The sequence below is a fragment of the Methylomonas sp. MK1 genome (genome assembly GCF_000365425.1).
Lineage (GTDB): Bacteria > Pseudomonadota > Gammaproteobacteria > Methylococcales > Methylomonadaceae > Methylomonas.
Genome location: NZ_AQOV01000001.1, coordinates 1,245,258 through 1,266,803, shown reverse-complemented (window position 1 = coordinate 1,266,803; position 21,546 = coordinate 1,245,258). Strand labels below are relative to the sequence as shown.

The following is a 21,546-nucleotide window of genomic DNA, read 5'->3' as shown; positions in this document are numbered from 1 at the left end:
GTTGGCAATGTTTTTGTAATGCCAAGACATAGACACTCGGTTACTGTCGCGTAGCGTGTATACGTCTATCACATTTCATGTTATCAACCCGGCCCTATTTATCACTGGTATTCCGTTCGGTCTGAGCTGGTCGAAGCCCAGGCGGGTTTGCCCTTCGACAAGCTCAGCACCCTATAGAGGTGAACGGCTTTTAAGGGCCGAGTTAATAATCACGCAGATTCGGCTTGGCTTAATTCCGCCGGCAAAACATGGTCGCAACTATAAAGTAGTTGCGGGCGTATCTCAAAACTCCATGCGTATCCCGACATTAAAGGCGTGGCGGGATACGTATTCCTGGCCGAAGGTGGTGTCGTATTGAATGAACGCCGAGCCGCCAAACGGCAGTTGGGCCGATAAACCGGCGCGCAGATTAATGTAATCCTTATCGACACTAAAACTGTTGGTGGTAAAGGCATTGTTAGGCGAATCGACGAAGCGGGTGGTAATGAGGGAGTTTTTATTGAACCACTGATGCTCCCATTCGACATTCACTTGCGAAACTAGAACCCCCATCGGCGTGCTCAGCGCATGCGTGACCATGGCGCCGATACTGCTGCTCAACGACTCGTTGTCCAAGTCGCCGACGATCATATTCATGCCTAAACCGGCACCTTGTTCCTTGCGGCCGTTGACAAAATTGTAACCGTATTCCGTGCGGCCTCTAAGGCCAAACGTCCATTCTTTTACCGCTATGTCGTAACCGCTGCTGAGGCTGGTGCGATTTTGCCAGCCATCGGTTTGGCTGGATGCCGTTTCATTGACCGCTGTGCCGTTGGCATCGTTATACAGCGTGACGCGTTTGGAATCGTATTGGTTATAAGTCAGGTTGTTGACCAGATCAACATACCAGTTATCGGTCAGGTTTAGCGAGCCGAAGGCTGATACGGTGTATCCATCTATGCTTTGGCTGCCGCCTTGTTGGGAAATCAGTGCGGTGCTGCTGCCGTAGCCGGCAGACAAACCCATGAGTAGTCGTTTGCTCAAGCGATAGTCGGCGCCGGCAGTGACGGCGGACATCGTGGACGCATAACCGCGTTGAACTACCGTCGCGGTTCTATCCGCCCATTCGAACTGGCCGTTAATGAATAAGCCCAAATTGCTGAAGCCGGAGATAAGATCGGTGCCGTCGGCGTCGTTACCCGTGTTCAAGGAAATACTGACCGAGGAGGGTGCATTGGATGAGGATTGACCATCTTTTTCCGGCGTTGAAGCCTGAATGCTGATGCCGTTAGAACTGGGCGTACTGGGCGTGTTTATGCTGCTTGATGCATTCGGCGCGCTGACACTGTTTGTTGAGCTGGGCCCGCTGATATTGCCTGGAGCGCTGCCGATAGCCATTGAACTGCTTACTGGTGTGTTGAGCTTGGCGGACGCATTGAAACTGGAAGGAGATCCGGCGCCGACGCTTCCGGCTCTTAGAGAGACCAGCCGCTGAGTGACGTTGCCGGATTGCAGTTTGGCTATTTGGTTGGACACGGTTTGTTCCGCCGCGATTTGGCCAGGGCTGATTTGCCGCAACGCGCTGATGAATTGATCTACTTTGCTGGCATCGGCGGTACCGTTTGCTAAAAAGGGTTTCAAGCCGTTCAATAGATTCTGCAGATTAGTCGGGGTCGAGGCGCTGCAGTCTATTTGTTGTAAGGCGCTTGCCAGGGATTGCACGTCGGCGGGAACCAGATTGGGCAATCTGGGCACCATGGTCAGCAAAAACTGCTTTTCCTGTTTGGAAAATATAAACATATCGCTGGAGCCTTCCGGGCAAGTAATGCTCTGGTTAAAATTTCCGGAGATACTGCCGCTGGTGGTTTGCAACAGCACAGACTGCGAAAACGCCTGTTGCGGCGAGAAATTAGGCTGGCTGAGCAAGCGTTGTAAATTAAGCTTTGCGCCCTGAATATCGATGCTGCGCGCGTTAATCGCATCGGTCACCAATTGCCCGTTTACCCCGCCCAATTCCAAATTCAAGCTGCTGGACTCGCGAAATATCAAATCGGCCGATGTGGCATCGATGGCCGCTATACCCTGACCATTGGCACCTGGTCCCGGCGAGAAGCTATTGTTTATGTCCACAATGCCGGCGTAAGAACCGCTGCCGGATACCGGGCCGTTCAAAGTCAGATGCGAACCGGCGATGCCGACCGTGCCATCGTTGATGAGGGGACCGCTGATGCTGCCGTTGCCGCCGAAGCTTCCCGCTTGAATCTCGGTCAAAGCCTGGCTCCAAACGCCGTCCACCTGGGTAGTGCCGGCGGTTTGCCGGTAAGTGCCTGAGCCGGTAAAAGTTGCGTTGCTGGTCACCCGCACATTGCCAGAATTGATGACGGTCGATTGATTGTTGAGGATGAAATTGCCGTTCAGCAATAAATCGCTGGCAGAGCCTCCCGAGCCGCTGATAATCAAACTGCCGGGGCCAAGCATCTGACCACCGGAAAGCACGGCCGATTGCACTCTTAATTCGCCCGGGCCCGACAATATGCCGCCAGTCTGCACGTAACGGCTGACCTCCGTGCTGGTGTGCTGCAAATTGACGGTGCCGTTGTTTATAGTAAAGGTGCTGCCCAGGTTAAGTAGCTTGGTTGCCGCGGACGAAAAATTGACGGTGCCTCCGGATACCGTGGTGGAATTGCTTACCGAATAGTCGCCGGCGATAGTAGTTGTCCCGCCGCTGAACACCGCATCGGTGGCGGTAAGTGCAACGCCGGCGTTGACTAGATTGGTTCCGCCGCTAAAGGTGATATTAGCCGTGCCGAGATTGGTGCCCGTATTGAATTGGTGGTTGCCCGCGCCGAATTGCAAGGTACCGTTACCGGTGAAATTGCCGGAGTGGGTATTGCTGCCGGTAAAATTCAATACGCCGGCATCTACAAGCGTGTTGCCGGTGTAACTGTTAGTACCGTTTAAGATCACCGTACCCGACGTGGTTTTATTCAAGCCGACGTTGCCGCCCAGATTGGCGTTGACCGTGCCGGCTTGAAGATCAAAAGCGCTGTTCGACGTTAACGTGCCGGTGCCGGTGATCGACCCCGACAACAATTGCACGCCGGCCACGGTGTCGTTATGGCTGCCCAGATCGAAGCTGCCGCCGTTGACGATCAGGCTGGAGGTATTGGCGAGCACATCGCCGGCGCCCAAAGCCAACGTGCCGGCGCTGACTTGCGTGTTGCCGGTGTACGTGTTGGTGCCGCTTAGCGTCACGGTGCCGGCGGTAGTTTTGTTCAAGCCCACGCTGCCGCCTAACACAGCGCTGACCGTGCCGGCTTGCATATCAAACGTGCTGTTCGAGGTTAACGTGCCAGTGCCGGTGATCGACCCCGACAACAATTGGACGCCGGCCACGGTGTCGTTATGGCTGCCCAGATCGAAGCTGCCGCCGTTGACGATCAGGCTGGAGGTATTGGCGAGCACATCGCCGGCGCCCAAAGCCAACGTGCCGGCGCTAACTTGCGTGTTGCCGGTGTACGTGTTGGAGCCGCTTAGCGTCACGGTGCCGGCAGTGGTTTTGTTCAAGCCCACGCTGCCACCTAACACAGCGCTGACCGTGCCGGCTTGCATATCAAACGTGCTGTTCGACGTTAACGTGCCAGTGCCGGTGATCGACCCCGACAACAATTGCACCCCGGCGACGGTGTCGCTGTTTGCGCCCAAGTCGAAGGTACCCCCGTTGACCACCAGACTGGAGGCGTCGGCAATCACGTTGCTGTTGCCCAAAGCCAACGTGCCGGTGCTGACTTGCGTGTTGCCGGTGTACGTGTTGGTGCCGCTTAGCGTCACGGTGCCGGCAGTGGTTTTGTTCAATCCGACGCTGCCGCCTAATACCGCGCTGACCGTGCCGGCTTGAAGATCAAAAGCGCTGTTCGAGGTTAACGTGCCGGTGCCGGTGATCGACCCCGACAACAATTGCACCCCGGCCACGGTGTCGCTGTTTGCGCCCAAGTCGAAGGTACCCCCGTTGACCACCAGACTGGAGGCGTCGGCAATCACGTTGCTGTTGCCCAAAGCCAACGAGCCGGCGCTGACTTGCGTGTTGCCAGTGTACGTGTTGGTGCCGCTGAGCGTCACGGTGCCGGCGGTGGTTTTGTTCAAGCCCACACTGCCGCCTAACACAGCGCTGACCGTGCCGGCTTGCATATCAAACGTGCTGTTCGAGGTTAACGTGCCGGTGCCGGTGATCGACCCCGACAACAATTGCACGCCGGCCACGGTGTCGCTGTTTGCGCCCAAGTCGAAGGTACCCCCGTTGACCACCAGATTGGAGGCGTCGGCAATCACGTTGCTGTTGCCCAAAGCCAACGAGCCGGCGCTGACTTGTGTGTTGCCGGTGTACGTGTTGGTGCCGCTTAGCGTCACGGTGCCGGCAGTGGTTTTGTTCAAGCCCACGCTGCCGCCTAATACCGCGCTGACCGTGCCGGCTTGCATATCAAACGTGCTGTTCGACGTTAACGTGCCAGTGCCGGTGATCGACCCCGACAACAATTGCACGCCGGCGACGGTGTCGCTGTTTGCGCCCAAGTCGAAGGTACCCCCGTTGACCACCAGACTGGAGGCATCGGCAATCACGTTACTGTTGCCCAAAGCCAACGAGCCGGCGCTGACTTGCGTGTTGCCGGTGTACGTGTTGGTGCCGCTTAGCGTCACGGTGCCGGCGGTGGTTTTGTTCAAGCCGACACTGCCGCCTAACACAGCGCTGACCGTGCCGGCTTGCATATCGAACGTGCTGTTCGAGGTTAACGTGCCTGTGCCGGTGATCGACCCCGACAACAATTGCACCCCGGCCACCGTGTCGCTGTTTGCGCCCAAGTCGAAGGTACCCCCGTTGACCACCAGACTGGAGGCGTCGGCAATCACGTTGCTGTTGCCCAAAACCAACGTGCCGGCGCTGACTTGCGTGTTGCCGGTGTACGTGTTGGTGCCGCTTAGCGTCACGGTGCCGGCGGTGGTTTTGTTCAAGCCGACACTGCCGCCTAACACAGCGCTGACCGTGCCGGCTTGCATATCAAAGTCGTTGGTTGAGGTTAATGTGCCGGCGCCGCTCAAAGTCGCGCCTGCATGCGCTAAACTGAAATTTGCCACGCTGGGCGAAATATCAAGAGCCACATTTTGGCCGACATTGATAACCGCATCATCGGCGGCTCCGGGGCTTGCGGCACACGACCAGTTAGCGGGCGTAGACCAGATGTCATCCCCACCTTGCCAGTTACAAACGGCAGCGTCGGCGGTTGAAAAAAAACCGATCAGCAGCGCGGAGAATGGGTAAGAGGCATACGCGCCGAGGCTGCGTGAACGCCGTCCGGCTATCAGTGGATTATTTGCAGACTCGGCTAGTGATTGACACATCTTGAATCCATGATGTTGATTAAAAAGTGGGTTTTGGTCATATTCCACTTGCAGCTAGCTGTTATGCGGCATGTTAGCTTCGTCGTTCAAAGCCTTTCTAGATTTAGATCAACGAAAGTCTGTTGTCGAGAGCTGACTAAGTGGCTCAAGTCTCGGTCGTCACCCTTAACACCTCTTCCAAGGTGGTGATGCCCTGCAAGGCCTTAACCACACCATCCTCGTACATAGTTTGCATGCCTTCCTGAATGGCGGTTTGCTGGATCACAAACGCTTCTTCGTGCTTCATGATTTGCTTACGTATCGTGTCGGTCATCGTCAAAAATTCGATGATCGCCAGCCGGCCTTTGTAGCCGATGCCATTGCAGGTGGGGCAGCCGACTGGTTTGTGCAGCAGGATTTCGCCGTTGGGTTGCCATTGCCTTAGTTTCATTTCTTCGATCAGGGTGTCCGAGGCAGGATGGGCTTGTTTGCAATGCGGGCAGAGTCGCCGCACCAGACGCTGGGCGAGGATGCCGTTGATCGTCGAGCTAAGTAGGTATTCTTCCAGCCCCATGTCCTGTAAGCGGGTGACGCCGGCCGCGGCATCGTTAGTGTGCAGCGTCGATAACACCAAGTGACCGGTTAGCGCGGATTGCACGGCGATCTTGGCGGTTTCCAGGTCGCGCATCTCGCCGATCATGATCACATCTGGGTCTTGACGAACGATGGAGCGCAGGGCCGAAGCAAAGGTTAAACCAATCTGTGGTTTGGCTTGAATCTGGTTGATGCCTTCCAGTTGATATTCCACCGGGTCTTCGACGGTGATGATTTTGCGTTCGGAGGTATTCAGGGTTTTTAAGGCCGCATACAGCGATGTGGATTTACCGCTACCCGTTGGACCCGTGATCAGCAATATGCCGTGCGGCTGGGCCAGTACTTCCATGAAGCGCTCGGCCTGCTTGCCCACGAAGCCTAGAGTTTCGAAATCCAGTACCGCGTTTTCCTTGTCCAACAACCGTATCACCACGCTTTCGCCGTGCAGAGTAGGGATGGTCGAAACCCGCAAATCCAGCTCCTTACCAATCATTTGCAATTTGATGCGACCGTCCTGCGGCAGGCGGCGCTCGGCGATGTTGAGCTTGGCCATGATCTTGATCCGCGACAATACGGCGGCGGTGGAGGCTACGGGCGGCGAGTCGATGTCTTGCAACACGCCGTCGATGCGTAGGCGTACTTTCAGGCTTTGTTCGAAGGGTTCGATGTGCACGTCCGAGGCCCGGCTTTCCACAGCTTTTTGCAAAATGAAGTTAACCATCTTGATGATGGGCGCTTCGCTGGCCAGGTCCTTTAAGTGCTCCAGGTCTTCGCTGCCTTCCTCTTCGACATTGAGGTTGTCCATCAGCTTGTCCATTTGCGACTTGCCTTCGCCGTATTGCAATTCCAGCGCGGCGTCGATTTCCGAAAGTTGGCCGATTTGCAGCTTGATGGGTTTGCCTGTGGCGAGTTGCAGGGCTTGCGTGACGTAATCGTCTTCCGGGTCCATCACCGCGACCTGGATTTGCTCGTCGTCCGCCGCCAGGCCGACCGCATGGTATTGCTTTAAGAAACGCTGGGAAACGCTATCCGGCAGCGGCGATTGCGGCGGATACTGTTCGGGCGTTACGCGCTGTATGCCGCTGGCTTCGGCGAAACTGCCGGCGATGTCGCTGTCGGAACATAAGCCCAGTTTGATCAATAGCTGTGGTAATGAGTCGTCCAGAGCCGACTTTTGCATGCGGCGAACTTTGCCCAAATCGTTGTCGGAGAGTTTGCCCTTGCTTTTTAGCAATCTCAAAAAAGCGGCGTATTTTTCGGATTTATCAGCGATTTCCATGTCCATGTTTTCTGCCAGTCAACTTGCGAGATTAGGGCTGCATTGTAGCGATTTTCCGTGGAATCGGGCTTGATTTATTGCCGGCCTATCAGTCGCATGTTGTATATTGCAGCTGTTACCGGTTGGGAGGTTTTTAGGAGATTTGCGATGCGAGGACTAAACGTTATTTTGGGTTTGTTGGCGGCGATGGTGATGGCCGCGTGCAGCGCGGATTGGCCGCAACGCCTTGGCTATCACGCGGTGCAGAATGCCGGGCAATTGCAGTGCCAAAAAGCCATGTCCAACGATTGCGAACGGCGGCAAAGTTACGACGCGTATCAACGCGAGCGGGAGACGATGCGATAGCCATTTAAATACTATTCAACAACGACAGTTCGGCAGGATGCGGCAACATGTAAAAAGAATTGTCAATAAACTCATCCGGCTCTCTGCGAAAATGATGGCGGAGCAGGGTGAGAGGCACGATCAGCGGCAATAAACCGATTCGATAATTTTCGATGGTTTCCACCAGTTCCTGTTTGTCGTCGCTGTCCAGCTTATGTTTCAGGTAACCTTGAATATGTTGTAACACATTCACATGATTGCCGCGGGTGGCGACGATTTTCAGGCAGGTCATCAACGCCGCGATGTAGGCGGCGGCTGTGCTTTCAATGTCCGCGTTGGTGACGCCGGCAATAATCCGTCCCAGCTCCCGAGCCTGGTTTTGTTCGTGGCTCATCGCGATCAATTTATGCCGGCTGTGAAAGGTGATCAAGCTATGCGCGGTCAAACCTTGTTCGCATAGATCTTGCCAGCGGCGCATCACAAACACGCGCTGGATAAAGTTTTCCCGCAGGCCGGGGTCGCCCAGCCGGCCTTCTTCTTCCACCGGCAGGCTAGGGAAGGTGCGCTGTAAATAGTCCGCGAAAATACCGGTGCCTTGGCGGGCGGGAATGTCGTTTTTGTAAACTTTAACCCGGGTCATGCCACAGCTGGGCGAGTCCTTTTTAAGGATGTAGCCGCACAAGCCGCCCAGCCAGTCGTGTTGCCGGACCGAAGCCTGTTCCAGACGTTCCGTCACGTCCAGACTATTATCCTTGACGCCGACGCACCGGATGCCGTCGGCGGTTTCACGCAACTGCACGCTGGGTCGCGGGATACCCAAGCCGGCCTCTACTTCCGGACAGAAGGCTCTGAATTCGAAATACTGGCCCAGCGTACGCTCGATATAGCTGTGATACTTATGTGCGCCGTCGTAACGCACTTCCTGACCTAACAGACAGGCACTGATGCCCACCGAAATTTTCTGCATGCTTAATCCTGTTTATTGCTTGGGGTGTTGATCAAAAATCAGTTTCTCGGTGGCAAAACCGAGCGCTTTTGCCTGGTTAATCAGCTCTTGGCGGATGCTAGTTTCCAATTCCGGGCTCCGGGCCAGTATCCAAAGATAGTCGCGATCCGGGCCGGCAATCATCACATAGCGGTAGCCGGTTTTGTCCAGCGCAATGATGTTATAGGCGCCGTAAAACGGCCCAAAGAAAGAGACTTTCAGCCGGCCGATGTCCGGCTTGTCGATAAAGTAAGCTTTGCCTTCGGCGATTTTTCGTTGGCCTTGCTCGGCATCGTAGCCGCTATTTAACACCCTCACGCCGCCGTCATCGCGCAAGCTGTATTCGGCGCTGATGTCGGTCAGTCCACGCTCGAAGCTGTGATCCAGGCGGGCGATTTCGTACCAGGTGCCTAGATAGCGTTCCAGCTCGAATCCGTCTATGACTTTTACGCCTTCCGGAATGCCGGTGCAGCCGCATAGCAGGCTTAATAAAATTATCGATACATAACGCATGGTTTACTCCGGGGTAGCCGTGGTATTGCCCAGGGCTTTGAATTGGGCTTTGATAGCCTGGCTTTGTACGGCATGATCAACGCATGGTGGCGGGTAGTCGCCGGCTTGCGGATGCTTTTCCCATTTATGAATGACTGCTGCTGGGAAGTGCTGCAACTCCGGAATCCAAGTCTTGATATACAGGCATTGCGGATCGAATTTTTTCTGTTGCAGCCAGGGATTGAATATTCGGAAATAAGGCTGGGCGTCGCAACCGGTCGATGCCGCCCATTGCCAGTTGCCGTTATTGACGCAAGGGTCGTAATCCAACAGACGTTGGGCAAAATAACGTTCGCCCCAGCGCCAGGAGACGTGTAAATCCTTGACCAAAAACGAGGCAACGATCATCCGCAAGCGGTTGTGCATCCAGCCGGTCTGGTTCAATTCGCGCATGGCCGCGTCCACAATCGGAAAGCCGGTTTGGCCGTTGGCCCAGGCCCAAAAGTCTTCTTGGCCGTTGCGCCAAAGCAAGCCGTCGTAACGTCTATCAAAGGCGTGACCGAATACATGCGGAAAATGAAAGCCGATATGGGTGAAAAAATCCCGCCAATACAGCTGCCGGAGCAAGGGATGGTCGGGATCGAGTTCGGCTTGGATGCTGGAAAAAGCCTCGCGCACCGAGCAGCAGCCGAACTTTAAATAAGCCGACAGTTGGCTGGTAGCGGCCATGGCTGGAAAATCGCGGACCGCAAGGTAGTTTTTACAATTGCCGATGATGGCCAACCGTTCCAGTGCCGCGTGTCGGCCACCGGGTAGCGCGTTTTGGTGCGGCTGTTGCAACTGCTGGAGTAGCTCGGGTTTGTGGCCGGCATAGGCTTTTTCCAATAGTTTGCCTAGCGCCAAGCGTTGCGGAGCCGGCACCGTCTGGAGCCTGGCTTGCCGATGAAACGCGGTGAATACTTGATAAGGCTTGCCGTTGCTTTTTAAGCTCTGTTCCGGTTCCGTCAGCAGCAAATCGGCTAGGCTGTGAAAAGCCAAATGCAGTGTTTCGCATTGTTCGCGCAGTTCGTTGTCCCGTTGCCGGCTGAACGGACTGTAGTCGCGATTGACAAATACCGCTTCGATACCTAAGTCCTGCTTCAGCGGCTCGATGAGGTGTGCCGGCTGATCGTTGAAAATGTAAAGCAGGGCGCCTTGTTCTTGCAGTTGCCGGCTTAGATCGCTTAGCGACTCCAGCATGAATTGCAGGCCGGGCGTGCTTTGGTAAGGATGAGTTTGGATTTGTCGGGGATCGAAGATAAAGCAGGCGATGACTTGCCCGGAATCGTTTAGGGCGGCGTTGAGTGCGGTGTTATCTTCCAGCCGTAAATCGCGGCGAAAAATAAATAGCGAGGTTTTGTAGCGTTTTTTTGCCATCGGCTCAGCAGTCGCCCCAATGAATAATCATTTGTTGGCAATTAAACAGGATATTGGGGTAATACTGATAAATCACCCAACGCAGCAGTAAATCGAAATACGCCGCCACTGTCAGTATGCGCGCGACAGCGGCCCAAACTCTGCTGGCGCCTTTATCGGAACAGCGCCAGACTGCGCCGGTCCAATAGATCAGGGGCATCGCCATGATGATATGGATAGTCACCCAGCTGGCGACGGTGAAGTTGCCTTCGTTAATGCGATAGTCGATGAAAAACAGTACCGCGTTATACAGGATAAAAAACGGATAGAACGCGTCTTTTAACCGCAGGTAACCTAGCCAGCTCCATTGCAGGTAAAAATACAGCGTGGCCGGCGTGCGTTCTTCCCATTCCTGGGCCGGGGAGGGGGTCAGATAAAATACCAGCACGCCCAGGGCGAGGGCGATCAACAGCGCTTCGTACCAGGTGACGAACGAGGTAAAGGCAAATAGCAGGGAAAGACTGTCGATCAACATAAAGATGCCCGTTTTTAAATCTAGGGTTTATGCAAAATATCGCGCAATGCGGTATCCAGCTGTGAATATTTAAATGCAAAGCCTTGCGCCAGTAACCGCTCCGGCAGCACGCGCTGGCTACCCAAGACTAGCGCGGCCATTTCGCCCAGCAATAATTTAAGGGGCGCTTCCGGTATCGGCATTAGCAGCGGCCGCTTAAGCACGCTGGCCAGGCTGGCACTGAATTGTTGGTTGTTGACCGGTTCGGGGGCTGTGGCGTTGTATGGGCCGCGCATTGCCGGTTGTTCTATCATCGCTTCGACAATAGCCAGCCAGTCGTGCAGATGAATCCAAGACATCCATTGCTTGCCATTCCCCAGGCGGCCGCCTAACCCCAAACGAAACGGCAACAACATGCGTTTCAGTATGCCACCATTATCACCCAGCACCAAGCCGGTGCGTATCAGGCAGACCCGGCTGCCGAATTTTTCCGCTTCTAAGGCTGCGGATTCCCAATCGGCGCATAACTGTTGGGAGAAATCGGCAAGGCTCGCGCTGTTTTCAGTGAGGAATTTGTCGCCTTGATCGCCGTAAACGCCGATAGCCGAGCCGCTTACCAGTACTGGTGCGGGTTGGGTGGCTGATGCTATCCAGGCCACCAATTGTTTGGTTAATTTAATGCGGCTATCGCGCAATAGCTGTTTGCGTGGCTCGGTCCAGCGTTGATCGAAAATGCCCGCACCGGCCAGGTTGACCACCGCTTTAAAGCTGCCGGCATCCGGTAAGTCGGTGATCGAGCTAACAGCTTGAACGCTGTTGCCGAATGTGGCGAACACTTTTTCGGCGCTACGGCTTAGGATCGTCACCGCATAGTTTTTTTGGATTAGTTGTTTAGTAAGCGCGCTGCCCAGAAAGCCGGTGCCGCCGCTAATTAAAATCGAGTTGGTGTTCATGACATTCTGCTCCGGAAACTAATAAGACTAAACCCTAGCGTCTGTTCAGGGCTTGGTGGGTTAATCGGCTTCGGTATCGGTGGATGCGCGGCCTTTCGGTATCATCATTTGACTTAACTGCTTATTTTTAAACCAGATTACTGCGCGAAAACCCAGCAGCATAAATATCAGAAGCAAATAGAATAAAGGCTCTGCCAGATTGCCTTTAAGCTGCCAGAAATAATGAATCATTGCCGCGCCGGCTGCTAGGTAAATAAATCGATGCAGTTTTTTCCAGCTCTTGCCCAAGAGTTTTTTGGACGCTTTAGAGGAGGTAATGCCCAATGAAAAAACAATAAGATAGGCGAGCAATCCAAACCAGATATACGAGCTTTCGAGAATATCGATACCGATGATTCGCCAGGCAAAAACTTGATCAACCGCTAAATAAACCAGGACATGCAAGCTGGCGTAAAAAAAAGCATATAAACCGAATAATTGCCGATACTCGGTCATGCCGCGCCATTTCGTGACGGTTTGTACGGGAGTAATAGCCAAGGTTATCCATAAAAACCGCAAGGCCCAGTCACCTAAACGAATATGTAGGGCTTGCATTTGATTTGAGCCCAGATTATCGAAGGCAATATCGAAAACGACCCAAAGCAGCGGAATAAAACACACCGCGATGGTTAAAGACCGCAAATTATTAATTTGCATAATCATTAGAAAAAATGCCTCAAATCCATATCACGATACAGGTGAGCGACCTGTTCGCCATACCCGTTAAATAATTCGGTTTGCCGGCGGGGGGTAAAAAAGCCGCTGCCCAATAGCCGCTCGCTATTTTGGCTCCAGCGCGGATGCGGCACGTCCGGATTGACGTTGGCGTAAAAGCCGTATTCGTTGGGCGCAAACTTGTTCCAACTGCTAATCGGCGGCCTTTTCAGCAGTTCTATTTTGACGACGGCCTTGATGCTTTTAAAGCCGTATTTCCAGGGCACTACCAAACGCAGCGGCGCGCCGTTTTGCTTGGGCAAAATGTCGCCATACATACCGGTTGCCAGTATAGTCAATGGGTGCATGGCTTCGTCTATACGCAAACCCTCGACATAGGGCCATTCCAGCATCGCGTTATTGCGTTGCTTGGGCATGCTGTCAGGCTGATGAACCGAAGTGAGTTTTACGAACTTGGCGCTTGATAGAGGTTTTGCGGTTTTCAGTAAATCGCCCAGCGAAAAGCCTACCCAGGGCACCACCATGGACCAGGCCTCAACGCACCGGAAACGATAGATATATTCCTGTATCTGTTGCTGGTGCAGAATATCTTCCAACTGATAAATTCCGGGTTTTTCCACTTCGCCGCCGATCTCGACAGACCAGGGATCTACACGCAGGCTTTGGGCCAGGCTGCTGGGGTCTTCTTTGTTAAAGGCAAATTCATAATAGTTATTGTAATTTTTTGTGGCGTCCGCCGGCGTAACTGCTAACTCATGCGCCGAGAATGGGCTTTTGGGCACGGAGCTCCCTATCGGTTTTGAGGTGTCGGCCAAGCCGGTGCGGATGCTGGTGCCGGTCAGCATCATCGCCGCCATCGCTTTTATCAGAGTGCGGCGTTGCTGAAAAACCAAGGGATCGGTAATTTCACTGCCGGGAATAGTTTTTATTGTTTTTATAATCATGGCTTGATTACCGGTAACTTATCAAAGAAGTTCCATTAATTACTTTTTCCCTTTCGGAATCCAGCCCATTAATTGCCGGATTTTACGTTCGGTAATAAATGCCAGAGAAAACAGTTGAATAAAATTCTCCGCTTCAATCAAATCCAATCCTATATTGGCCGGTACCAGCTCTTTCCGAGTACCAAACATCCGATCCCAAATAGCCAACACTATGCCGTAGTTGCTGTCATGTTCCGAGCGCAAGGTGGAATGGTGAGTGCGGTGCAGGGAAGGGGTGATAATAATTTGGGAGATAGCGGCTTCGTTGGGGACCCGGATATTAGCGTGATGGAAAAATATGAAGAACAACTCGATGATTTCGATGGAAAGTACTAAATACGCATCCACGCCAATCACCACAACGAATACGCATTTATAAATTATTTCTAGGAATAAATCGAAAACATGGAAGCGAAAACCGGTGGAAACGTTAAAGCATTTATCGCTGTGGTGAACTTTGTGGAATCGCCACAAATACTCATACTTATGGCTGGCGTAATGCCAGATAAAAATAGCCAAGTCGAAAAAAGCGAAAGCCAGTAGCCATTTAACCGGGCCGTTACTCAGGCCGCTTAACAAGCCGTAACTGGCGAATTGCTGAGCAACCAGAAATAATGACGACGCTCTGAGCGCAGTTAATATTAAGTTATTAACCAAGAACGCCGTGGTATTGGTGACAAAGGACTCTTTATAAGTTTTGGCGGAAAACTGGCGATAAGGTTTGGTTTTTTCTATGATTAGCAACAGCACGAAAGCCAATATCGCCAGGCCAAATAAGGCTTCGTTAAAAAACAGGCCATCGTCACCGTTGGCGTTTGCAGTTGTATTCATGGAGACCCTCTACAAAATATATTTATCGCACGGTAATTTAACTTCCTTGAATCGCATCCAATAGACTGGTTAATTCCTTTATTTCATTGTTAGCACTTACTTGCTCGGTAATATCATATTGCACGCCTAGATAATATATTACCCGATTCTTTTTATCCAATAACGGGGTTATCTTTAAACGATTGTGAAATAAAGTACCGTCTTTTTTGTAGTTTCTTAAAGTCACTTCAACCGATTCGTGATTCTTCATGGCATCAGCAATTTTGAAGCGCGCCTCTTGCTCTCTATCTTCACCTTGCAAAAAACGGCAGTTATGACCGATTATTTCGTCATGAGCATATCCGGTTAAACGTTCGAATGCTTTATTGGCGTATATTATAGGCGCGTCTTCAAGGTCCGGGTCCGCCAACGTGACGCCGTTTACGCATTCGTCCAAAATAGCGGAAAGTACTTGCGGAATAAGCCCGCTATCTTTTTCAACAATAAAAGCCATGGTTAAACTCCGGGTTTTATAATAATTATGAGTTTGTATATGCTAGTTGCATTCTACTAATATTAAATTCTTAATGTTTTCGACGGTGCTTTCCGCACCGTCTTCAATGGCGCAACGAATTAATTTCTCAAAAGGTCGCATGAACACCTCAAGCTCCAAAAATTCAAATCGAAATGTCAAACGGGTGGGTTGCCGGTCTTCTTGAACGACTTCAAGAAAATAACTGTGCTTGTAAGGTTGGGTCAATCCTTGAAAGATAAGCTTGTTTTTGGGTTGATAATCGGTGATTTCAAAAACAGATTCGATTTCGCCGTTGTTATCGTTACGGATTTGTTTGGCCTTGGCGCCAACGAATACTTCTTTGCCGTCGAGAGGTTCAAAATCGACTACTTCAACAGCCCATTTTGGATAATTCTCAAAAAATTTTTCACCGACATAATGAAAAACATCGTCAACTGGTTTGTCGATGTCGATGCATGCCTCCCCGGCAACGGGCTTGTGTGAGTCAAACGGAAATTTGATGTGCATTTGATCTTTCCCCCTCGCGGAGCTTTCTGCTCGGCGTTGTTATAATTTTTCTGGACACGTAAAGCCTATAAAACTGTATTTGGATTTATGGAATTAAATCACCTTCAGGCGGTTCGGCTTTTTGTGTATTTACTCAGTATACCTCGATGGAGTTGATTTAGAGATGGCTTTACAGCTAAACAGTCGATTAGACTGAACTTTAAAGAGAAAATATAAATTTGCTTTATGGTTTGTGCTAAGCAAAGCCTATCATAGTAAAGAGAAATACTTCAGTATCTAATTCTAGTCTACATCGTGTCAGAAAACTTACAAATCCCTAGTTTTCCTGGTGCCGCATGGCTGCGCAGCCGCCATAAAGCAGGTGCGATAAGCCGGAATAAATAAATAATTGTCTGTAATTGTCGTCGATTTCAATTTGATTGATCGAGCAGTAAAACTCCAGTGAACCGATTAACAGAAGAAGAAAAACACCTAACGCGGCCAATGCTTCCGGGCTGTTACTCAATTTATAAAAACTGTACGCCGCGATTTGGATTAAACACAAATAAAACATCATTAACCGCATATTATTGGCCAAGGGGCCATACAGATCGCTACTATCTTCAAAAAAAAGCGTATTACCGAATATCGTCGCTGCACCGCTGATCAATAATAGAATCACCGCTACATTAAAATTAATCTGCAATAACAATTGCAGTGCGTTCATGGTTTTTGTGGTTATCGATTGAGTATGCATATTGCTACCTCTGAAAAAAGATACCCTCCAAGAGTACAGCGTTTGGAGGGTACATAGAGGAGGACTTTTAGGACGCCAGTACTTGTCCTTGATCCAGGTGATCGCCGGTTTCGTCGTTTATCGAGTCTTCGATCTCTTCAAACGATTTTGGTTGTTCTACTTCTTCAGGTTCCGGCGGTGCAAGTTTTTTGCCTTGTAGCAGTTCGTCAATTTGGAATTTATCGATGGTTTCCCAATCCATTAAGGCTTGCGCCATGTTGTGCAACACTTCGATATTTTCTTTCAGTATGGTTTCGGCGCGGTTGTAATTGGCGTCGATTACTGCCCGTACCTCTTCATCGATAGTTTGTGCCATTTTTTCGGACATTGGCTTGGATTGCGGGCCCATATAGCCGCCTTCGCTGTCACCGTAATCCATGGGACCTAAACGATCCGACAAACCCCATTTTGTGACCATGTTTCTAGCCAATTGCGTAGCCCGCATGATGTCGTTGGACGCGCCAGTGGTGACCTTGTTTTTGCCGTAGATCAAAGCTTCCGCTACCCGGCCACCGAACAAACTGGCAATCTGGCTTTCCAATTTGTCTTTGGAGGCGCTGTATTGATCACGCTCCGGCAAGAACATGGTGATACCCAGAGCACCGCCGCGAGGCATGATGCTGACTTTATAGACAGGATCATGCTCCGGCACATTGCGGCCGACGATGGCGTGTCCGGCTTCGTGATAAGCGGTCATCAACAAATCTTCTTTGGTCATCACCATGGTGCGTTTTTCAACGCCCATAATCATTTTGTCGCGAGCTTTATCCAAGTCGTTCATCGTCACGACCCGCTTTTTGTTGCGGGCAGCGAACAAAGCGCCTTCGTTGATCAAATTGGCTAGCTCTGCACCGGAAAAACCGGGTGTGCCGCGGGCCAGATCGTTGATATTCACGTCTTCTGCCAGCGGTACTTTGGCGCCATGCACTTTTAGGATTTGTTCGCGGCCTTTGATGTCCGGCAAGCCGACTTGTACTTGACGGTCGAAACGGCCAGGTCTTAACAAAGCTTTGTCTAACACGTCAGCCCGGTTGGTGGCGGCTATGACGATAATACCTTCGTTGCCGCTGAAGCCGTCCATCTCCACCAGCAGCTGGTTCAGGGTTTGTTCGCGTTCGTCGTTACCTCCGCCGATCCCGCTGCCGCCACGTTGCCGGCCGACTGCATCGATCTCGTCGATAAATATGATGCAGGGTGCGCGTTTTTTGGCTTGTTCGAACATGTCCCTGACCCTGGAGGCGCCGACACCGACGAACATTTCCACGAAATCCGAACCCGAGATAGAGAAGAAGGGTACGCCTGCTTCGCCGGCAATCGCTCTGGCTAACAAGGTTTTACCGGTACCGGGAGGGCCCACCATCAATACACCGCGCGGAATTTTGCCGCCAAGAGCTTCGTATTTGCCTGGTTCTCGCAGGAAATCGACCATTTCCACGACGTCTTCCTTGGCTTCTTCCACGCCGGCGACGTCGGTAAAGCGGACCTTGATTTGGTCTTCAGCCATTAATTTAGCGCGGCTTTTACCAAAACCCATCTGGCCATCGCGGCCGCCCATCGCGGCCTGCTTGCGCATGAAATACACCAGCACCATGATCAGTAACAAAGTGGGCGCCCAGGAGATGAGAATATTCATCAGGGTGGACGGCTGTTGTGGCTTCTCAACTTTGATTTTCACGCCATATTCCAGCAACTCGTCGATCATGCGCGAGTCGTTGGGATTGTAGGTCGCGAAACGCGTGCCGTTTTGCCGATGCCCTTCGACGTTATTGCCGTCGATCACCACTTCCGTGACCACTTTATTACGTACATCTTCGATAAAGTCCGAATACGAAATTTCAAAATGCGGGTCGTATTCCGGCATGTTGCGATTCATCACCGCCGACACCACCAACCCTGCTGCGAGAAGGATGGTGATAAAAATGAACATTTTTTTCATGATAGCTGTCTCCTAACTTACTTTTCGCTGGAGAAGTATTTGAAAAAATCGGAATTCGGTTTTAACACCAAAGTATCCTGAGTTTTTTCAAACGACGTTTGGTATGCCTGCAAGCTGCGGTAGAACGCATAAAACTCGGGGTTTTTACCGTAGCTTTTCGCGTAAATCTCCGCTGATTGCGCGTCACCGCGACCGCGAATGCTTTCCGCATCGCGCTGGGCATTGGCCACTATCACATGTTTTTGCTTGTCGGCTTCCGCGCTGATTTGCTCGGCACTTTCCGCGCCTTGCGAACGGAACTCTCTGGCTACCCGCTCACGTTCGGCGCGCATCCGTTGATAGACCGAGCTGCTGACTTCCGGCGGCAAATCGATGCGTTTGACGCGAATGTCGATTAACTCGATACCAAACTTTTCGGCAGTCGGCGACAACTTTGCCAGCAAGGTTTGTCTGAGTTCGTTGCGGTCTTCGGAGATCAGTTGCTTGATGGTTCGTACGCCGAATTCGCTACGCATCGCATCTTTCATAATTTGATCAAGGCGGAGATTTGCTTGAAACTCGTCGCCGCCGACCGTGGTGTAAAAGAGACCCACATCACCGATTCGCCATTTGACGAATGAGTCAACAATAACGTTCTTCTTCTCGGAGGTAAGAAAACGCTCGGATTTGGCATCCAAGGTCAGCACACGCGCATCAAATGTGCTGACGTTATTGATGATAGGGGTCTTAAAATGTAGCCCGGGAGTGTAGTCGGATGTGACCATCTCACCGAGACGAAACAGAATGGCTTTTTCGTTTTCTTTGACGTAAAAAACCGACATATAGGCCAGTACACACAGGGTCAAACCGGCCGGAATTAAAACTTGGGTGGTTTTGCTGCTCATTGTTTGCTCCTGCTAGGACGTAATTCGTTGCCGGTTGATTTGCGAACGCCATTTTTGTCGCCGTTGTGCGGTTCGGAGCTAAGTTCCGGTTCCGTATGGCTGGCGGCTGGCTGTGCATGTTGCGTGACGGTTTGCGGCAAAGGCATGTACATCATCGGGCTGGATTGATCATCGTTCAGCATGATTTTGTTGGTGCTGCTGTACAGTTTTTCCTTGGCTTCCAAGTACAAACGTTTACGGGTGATGGCAGGGCTTTTTTCGTATTCCACCAGCAACTGATCGAACCGTTCGGTTTCACCTTTGGCTTTGGCTACTTTCTCGGCTTCGTAGGCTTCCGCTTCTTGAATAATTCTGGAAGCCGCGCCGCGCGCTTTAGGAATCACTTCGTTGCTGTAGGCTTCGGCTTCGTTGATCAAGCGTTGCTTGTCTTCTCTGGCCCGAATCGCATCCTCGAACGCACCTTGCACTTCCTCGGGCGGCTGCGCGTCTTGTAGGTTGACGCTAGCGATGCTGATACCGGCTTTGTAGCCGTCCATCGCTTCCTGAATTTGTTCTTTAATCTCTGCGACGATTTGACTGCGCCCTTCGGTTAAGACGAAGTCCATATTGTTGCGACCGATCACCGCGCGCTCCACGCTTTCAGTCAATTGCTTCAACGTGTTTTCGTTGTTTTTCACGTTAAACAAGTAGTCGCGGGCGTTATTAATCTGATACTGCACGGCCAGGCGCACGGTAATAATGTTTTCGTCACTGGTCAGCATCAATGATTCTTGCGGAATAACAGCTGATTTGTTAACCCGGCTGGAATCGGTATAGCCAACTTCGATAAAGCGTTGTTGTTCTACGTTAACGTTGGCGACGCTTTCGATAGGCGCCGGAATGTGCCAATGCGGACCGGGCAAGGTGGTCTCGGAATACGCTCCGAAGCGACTTACCACCCCGCGATTACCCTGGTCCACTATATAAACCCCGCTGGCCAGCCAGACGACGGTCAAGGTGCCACCCACGGCAGCGGCGATATTGGTTAACGTAAACATACTCTTGTGATCGTTAAAGAAGTCGCCCGCTTTAGTAGAGACTTGCTTCCACTGCTTATCCAATTCCAACTTCCAGTCGGACTGCGGCGTTTGCTTACTGGTGTTTTGTTTTTCTGATGACATAATCACTCCTCTTGTAGTGTTAGCCTGACCTGGGTCAATGATTGTTATTGTTAGCCATCCTTGGGTTCGAGAAATAGCATAAGGTCAAAGCCAAATTGTTGTTTCAGTTTTTTTAATGCTTCATTTTGAATTTGCCTGACTCTCTCCCGAGTAACATGCAGCTGATCCGCTACTGCCTGCAAGGTCATTTCCGTATGATCGCGCAGACCGAAACGCATGGTTAAAATCGCCGCCTGTTTTTCCGGTAGCGAAGCAACTGCTTTGTCGACATATTGAGCCAGATCCTGATCAATTAGTTCATCGAGTGGCAGACTGAATTGATGCTGCTGCATTTTTGCCATCAATTCCAGGTTATCGTCATCATCACCTATCGAGGCGTCCAGAGAGTGGGTGGCCTGATAGTAGCTGCTGATGGTTTTAATCTCTTGCTCCGACAAATCGCAAGCAAGTTTTAATTCGGCGATGCTCGGCCAGCGCTCATATTTAAGGTAGCAACTGCGCATGGCCTCGAACACGGTGGCGGCTTTTTCAGCCAGCGCTACCGGCAAACGGACAATTTTTTCTTGTTTGACTATCAGGCGGGATATGGCCTGTCTGATCCAATAGATGGCATAAGTCGAAAAACAGATGCCGCGATCAGGGTCGAATCTATCCACCGCTTTAATCAAGCCCACCAAACCTTCCTGCATCAAATCTTCAAAGCTCAAATTGCTGGTTTTGTACTTGTGAGCAACGAAGGCCACCAGGCCGGTGTTGGCGGAGATCATTTGTTGGCGCAAGCTTCTCAATTCCCGTTTGGCTTTGCCCAGGCGTTTTTTGAAATCTGCGCTGTCTTCGGTTTCGGCGGTCAATACGCCGTCTGCTTGGGCCGCACTGTCCATCAAAAATACCGGTAACAAGTGCAGGCTGTACAACAACCGATTAACCGAACGAGCCACCAAGGATTGTTGCGCGAATTCCGAACCCATAAGTTGTACAACATTCTCGGCTTGTACAACTTTGTCCTGTCCGTTATTCTCGACATAAAGGACTGGATTGTTTTTATTTGCCGCCTGGCTGTTGACCAATAATTGCAGCAGCCTTTTATAGTCTTCAGAGTTCTTGGCGACGATCAGATCCGAGCAGTCCACGCCTGAATTGAGGTCGTGCAAAAATCTGTTGATTATCAAAGCGTTGGTCTGCTTGTTTTCCAGCAATAACGCTAGCAGAGTCTGCCTGGCCTGTTCAACTTGAACGGCAAGTGAGTTGGGTTGGGATTCTGTTACCGAATCCATCTCGCTATCGATTGGCAATGTGGCTAAGTTGGACATAATCAATTCACTTGGTTATTTAAGTTGTTGGCAAATAACTTACT

Annotated in this window: 18 protein-coding genes; 1 reads left to right on the top strand and 17 read right to left on the bottom strand. The window is 51.5% G+C overall.

What is annotated here, in order from left to right:
* Window positions 1-282: 282 nt before the first annotated feature.
* A complete protein-coding gene (locus G006_RS0105875) occupies window positions 283-5,373 on the bottom strand; it encodes a beta strand repeat-containing protein (RefSeq protein WP_020482244.1) in 5,091 nt (1,696 codons plus the stop codon).
* A 145-nt stretch (window positions 5,374-5,518) separates the two neighbouring features.
* Window positions 5,519-7,231: a type II secretion system ATPase GspE gene (gspE, locus tag G006_RS0105870; protein WP_020482243.1), complete on the bottom strand. Its 1,713-nt coding sequence runs from the start codon at window positions 7,229-7,231 to the stop codon at window positions 5,519-5,521.
* A 141-nt stretch (window positions 7,232-7,372) separates the two neighbouring features.
* Between gspE and G006_RS0105865 the strand changes: the two genes are divergently transcribed.
* Window positions 7,373-7,570: a hypothetical protein gene (locus G006_RS0105865; protein WP_020482242.1), complete on the top strand. Its 198-nt coding sequence runs from the start codon at window positions 7,373-7,375 to the stop codon at window positions 7,568-7,570.
* Between the two features lie 4 nt (window positions 7,571-7,574).
* Here the strand turns inward: G006_RS0105865 and G006_RS0105860 are convergent, their stop codons facing one another.
* The 15 genes from G006_RS0105860 to G006_RS0105790 all read right to left on the bottom strand — a co-directional run bounded on the left by G006_RS0105860 (window position 7,575) and on the right by G006_RS0105790 (window position 21,502).
* Window positions 7,575-8,516 (bottom strand): YbgA family protein, encoded by a 942-nt coding sequence (locus G006_RS0105860; protein WP_020482241.1) that lies wholly within the window; start codon window positions 8,514-8,516, stop codon window positions 7,575-7,577.
* Window positions 8,517-8,528: 12 nt separating this feature from the next.
* Complete coding sequence (locus tag G006_RS0105855) at window positions 8,529-9,047, bottom strand: lipocalin family protein (RefSeq protein WP_020482240.1); 519 nt, start codon at window positions 9,045-9,047, stop codon at window positions 8,529-8,531.
* Window positions 9,048-9,050: 3 nt separating this feature from the next.
* The gene (locus G006_RS0105850) at window positions 9,051-10,442 is read right to left on the bottom strand and encodes a cryptochrome/photolyase family protein (RefSeq protein WP_020482239.1); all 1,392 of its coding nucleotides are present in this window, start codon (window positions 10,440-10,442) and stop codon (window positions 9,051-9,053) included.
* Window positions 10,443-10,446: 4 nt separating this feature from the next.
* On the bottom strand, window positions 10,447-10,956 hold the full coding sequence (locus G006_RS0105845) for a hypothetical protein (protein WP_020482238.1): 510 nt from the start codon (window positions 10,954-10,956) through the stop codon (window positions 10,447-10,449).
* Window positions 10,957-10,976: 20 nt separating this feature from the next.
* The gene (locus G006_RS0105840) at window positions 10,977-11,888 is read right to left on the bottom strand and encodes a TIGR01777 family oxidoreductase (protein WP_020482237.1); all 912 of its coding nucleotides are present in this window, start codon (window positions 11,886-11,888) and stop codon (window positions 10,977-10,979) included.
* Between the two features lie 60 nt (window positions 11,889-11,948).
* Window positions 11,949-12,590 carry a sulfite oxidase heme-binding subunit YedZ gene (locus G006_RS0105835; RefSeq protein WP_020482236.1) on the bottom strand — a complete coding sequence of 214 codons (642 nt, stop codon included), beginning with the start codon at window positions 12,588-12,590 and terminating at the stop codon, window positions 11,949-11,951.
* On the bottom strand, window positions 12,590-13,546 hold the full coding sequence (gene msrP, locus G006_RS0105830) for a protein-methionine-sulfoxide reductase catalytic subunit MsrP (RefSeq protein WP_020482235.1): 957 nt from the start codon (window positions 13,544-13,546) through the stop codon (window positions 12,590-12,592). The genes G006_RS0105835 and msrP overlap by 1 nt, the downstream gene beginning before the upstream one ends.
* Before the next feature lie 39 nt (window positions 13,547-13,585).
* Entirely contained in the window at window positions 13,586-14,416 is an 831-nt protein-coding gene (locus tag G006_RS0105825) for a sterol desaturase family protein (RefSeq protein ID WP_020482234.1), read from the bottom strand.
* A 37-nt stretch (window positions 14,417-14,453) separates the two neighbouring features.
* The gene (locus G006_RS0105820; RefSeq protein ID WP_020482233.1) at window positions 14,454-14,909 is read right to left on the bottom strand and encodes a PAS domain-containing protein; all 456 of its coding nucleotides are present in this window, start codon (window positions 14,907-14,909) and stop codon (window positions 14,454-14,456) included.
* A 42-nt stretch (window positions 14,910-14,951) separates the two neighbouring features.
* Window positions 14,952-15,437 (bottom strand): SRPBCC family protein, encoded by a 486-nt coding sequence (locus G006_RS0105815; protein WP_020482232.1) that lies wholly within the window; start codon window positions 15,435-15,437, stop codon window positions 14,952-14,954.
* Window positions 15,438-15,753: 316 nt separating this feature from the next.
* Window positions 15,754-16,143, bottom strand: coding sequence for a hypothetical protein (locus G006_RS0105810; RefSeq protein ID WP_020482231.1), 390 nt, complete (start codon window positions 16,141-16,143; stop codon window positions 15,754-15,756).
* 97 nt (window positions 16,144-16,240) lie between these two features.
* Entirely contained in the window at window positions 16,241-18,148 is a 1,908-nt protein-coding gene (gene ftsH / locus G006_RS25050; protein ID WP_020482230.1) for an ATP-dependent zinc metalloprotease FtsH, read from the bottom strand.
* 17 nt (window positions 18,149-18,165) lie between these two features.
* Window positions 18,166-19,032 (bottom strand): protease modulator HflC, encoded by an 867-nt coding sequence (gene hflC, locus G006_RS0105800; protein ID WP_020482229.1) that lies wholly within the window; start codon window positions 19,030-19,032, stop codon window positions 18,166-18,168.
* Window positions 19,029-20,192, bottom strand: a complete 1,164-nt coding sequence (gene hflK, locus G006_RS0105795; protein WP_020482228.1) for an FtsH protease activity modulator HflK — start codon at window positions 20,190-20,192, stop codon at window positions 19,029-19,031. The genes hflC and hflK overlap by 4 nt, the downstream gene beginning before the upstream one ends.
* Before the next feature lie 50 nt (window positions 20,193-20,242).
* Window positions 20,243-21,502, bottom strand: a complete 1,260-nt coding sequence (locus G006_RS0105790) for a sigma-70 family RNA polymerase sigma factor (protein ID WP_020482227.1) — start codon at window positions 21,500-21,502, stop codon at window positions 20,243-20,245.
* Window positions 21,503-21,546: the final 44 nt, after the last annotated feature.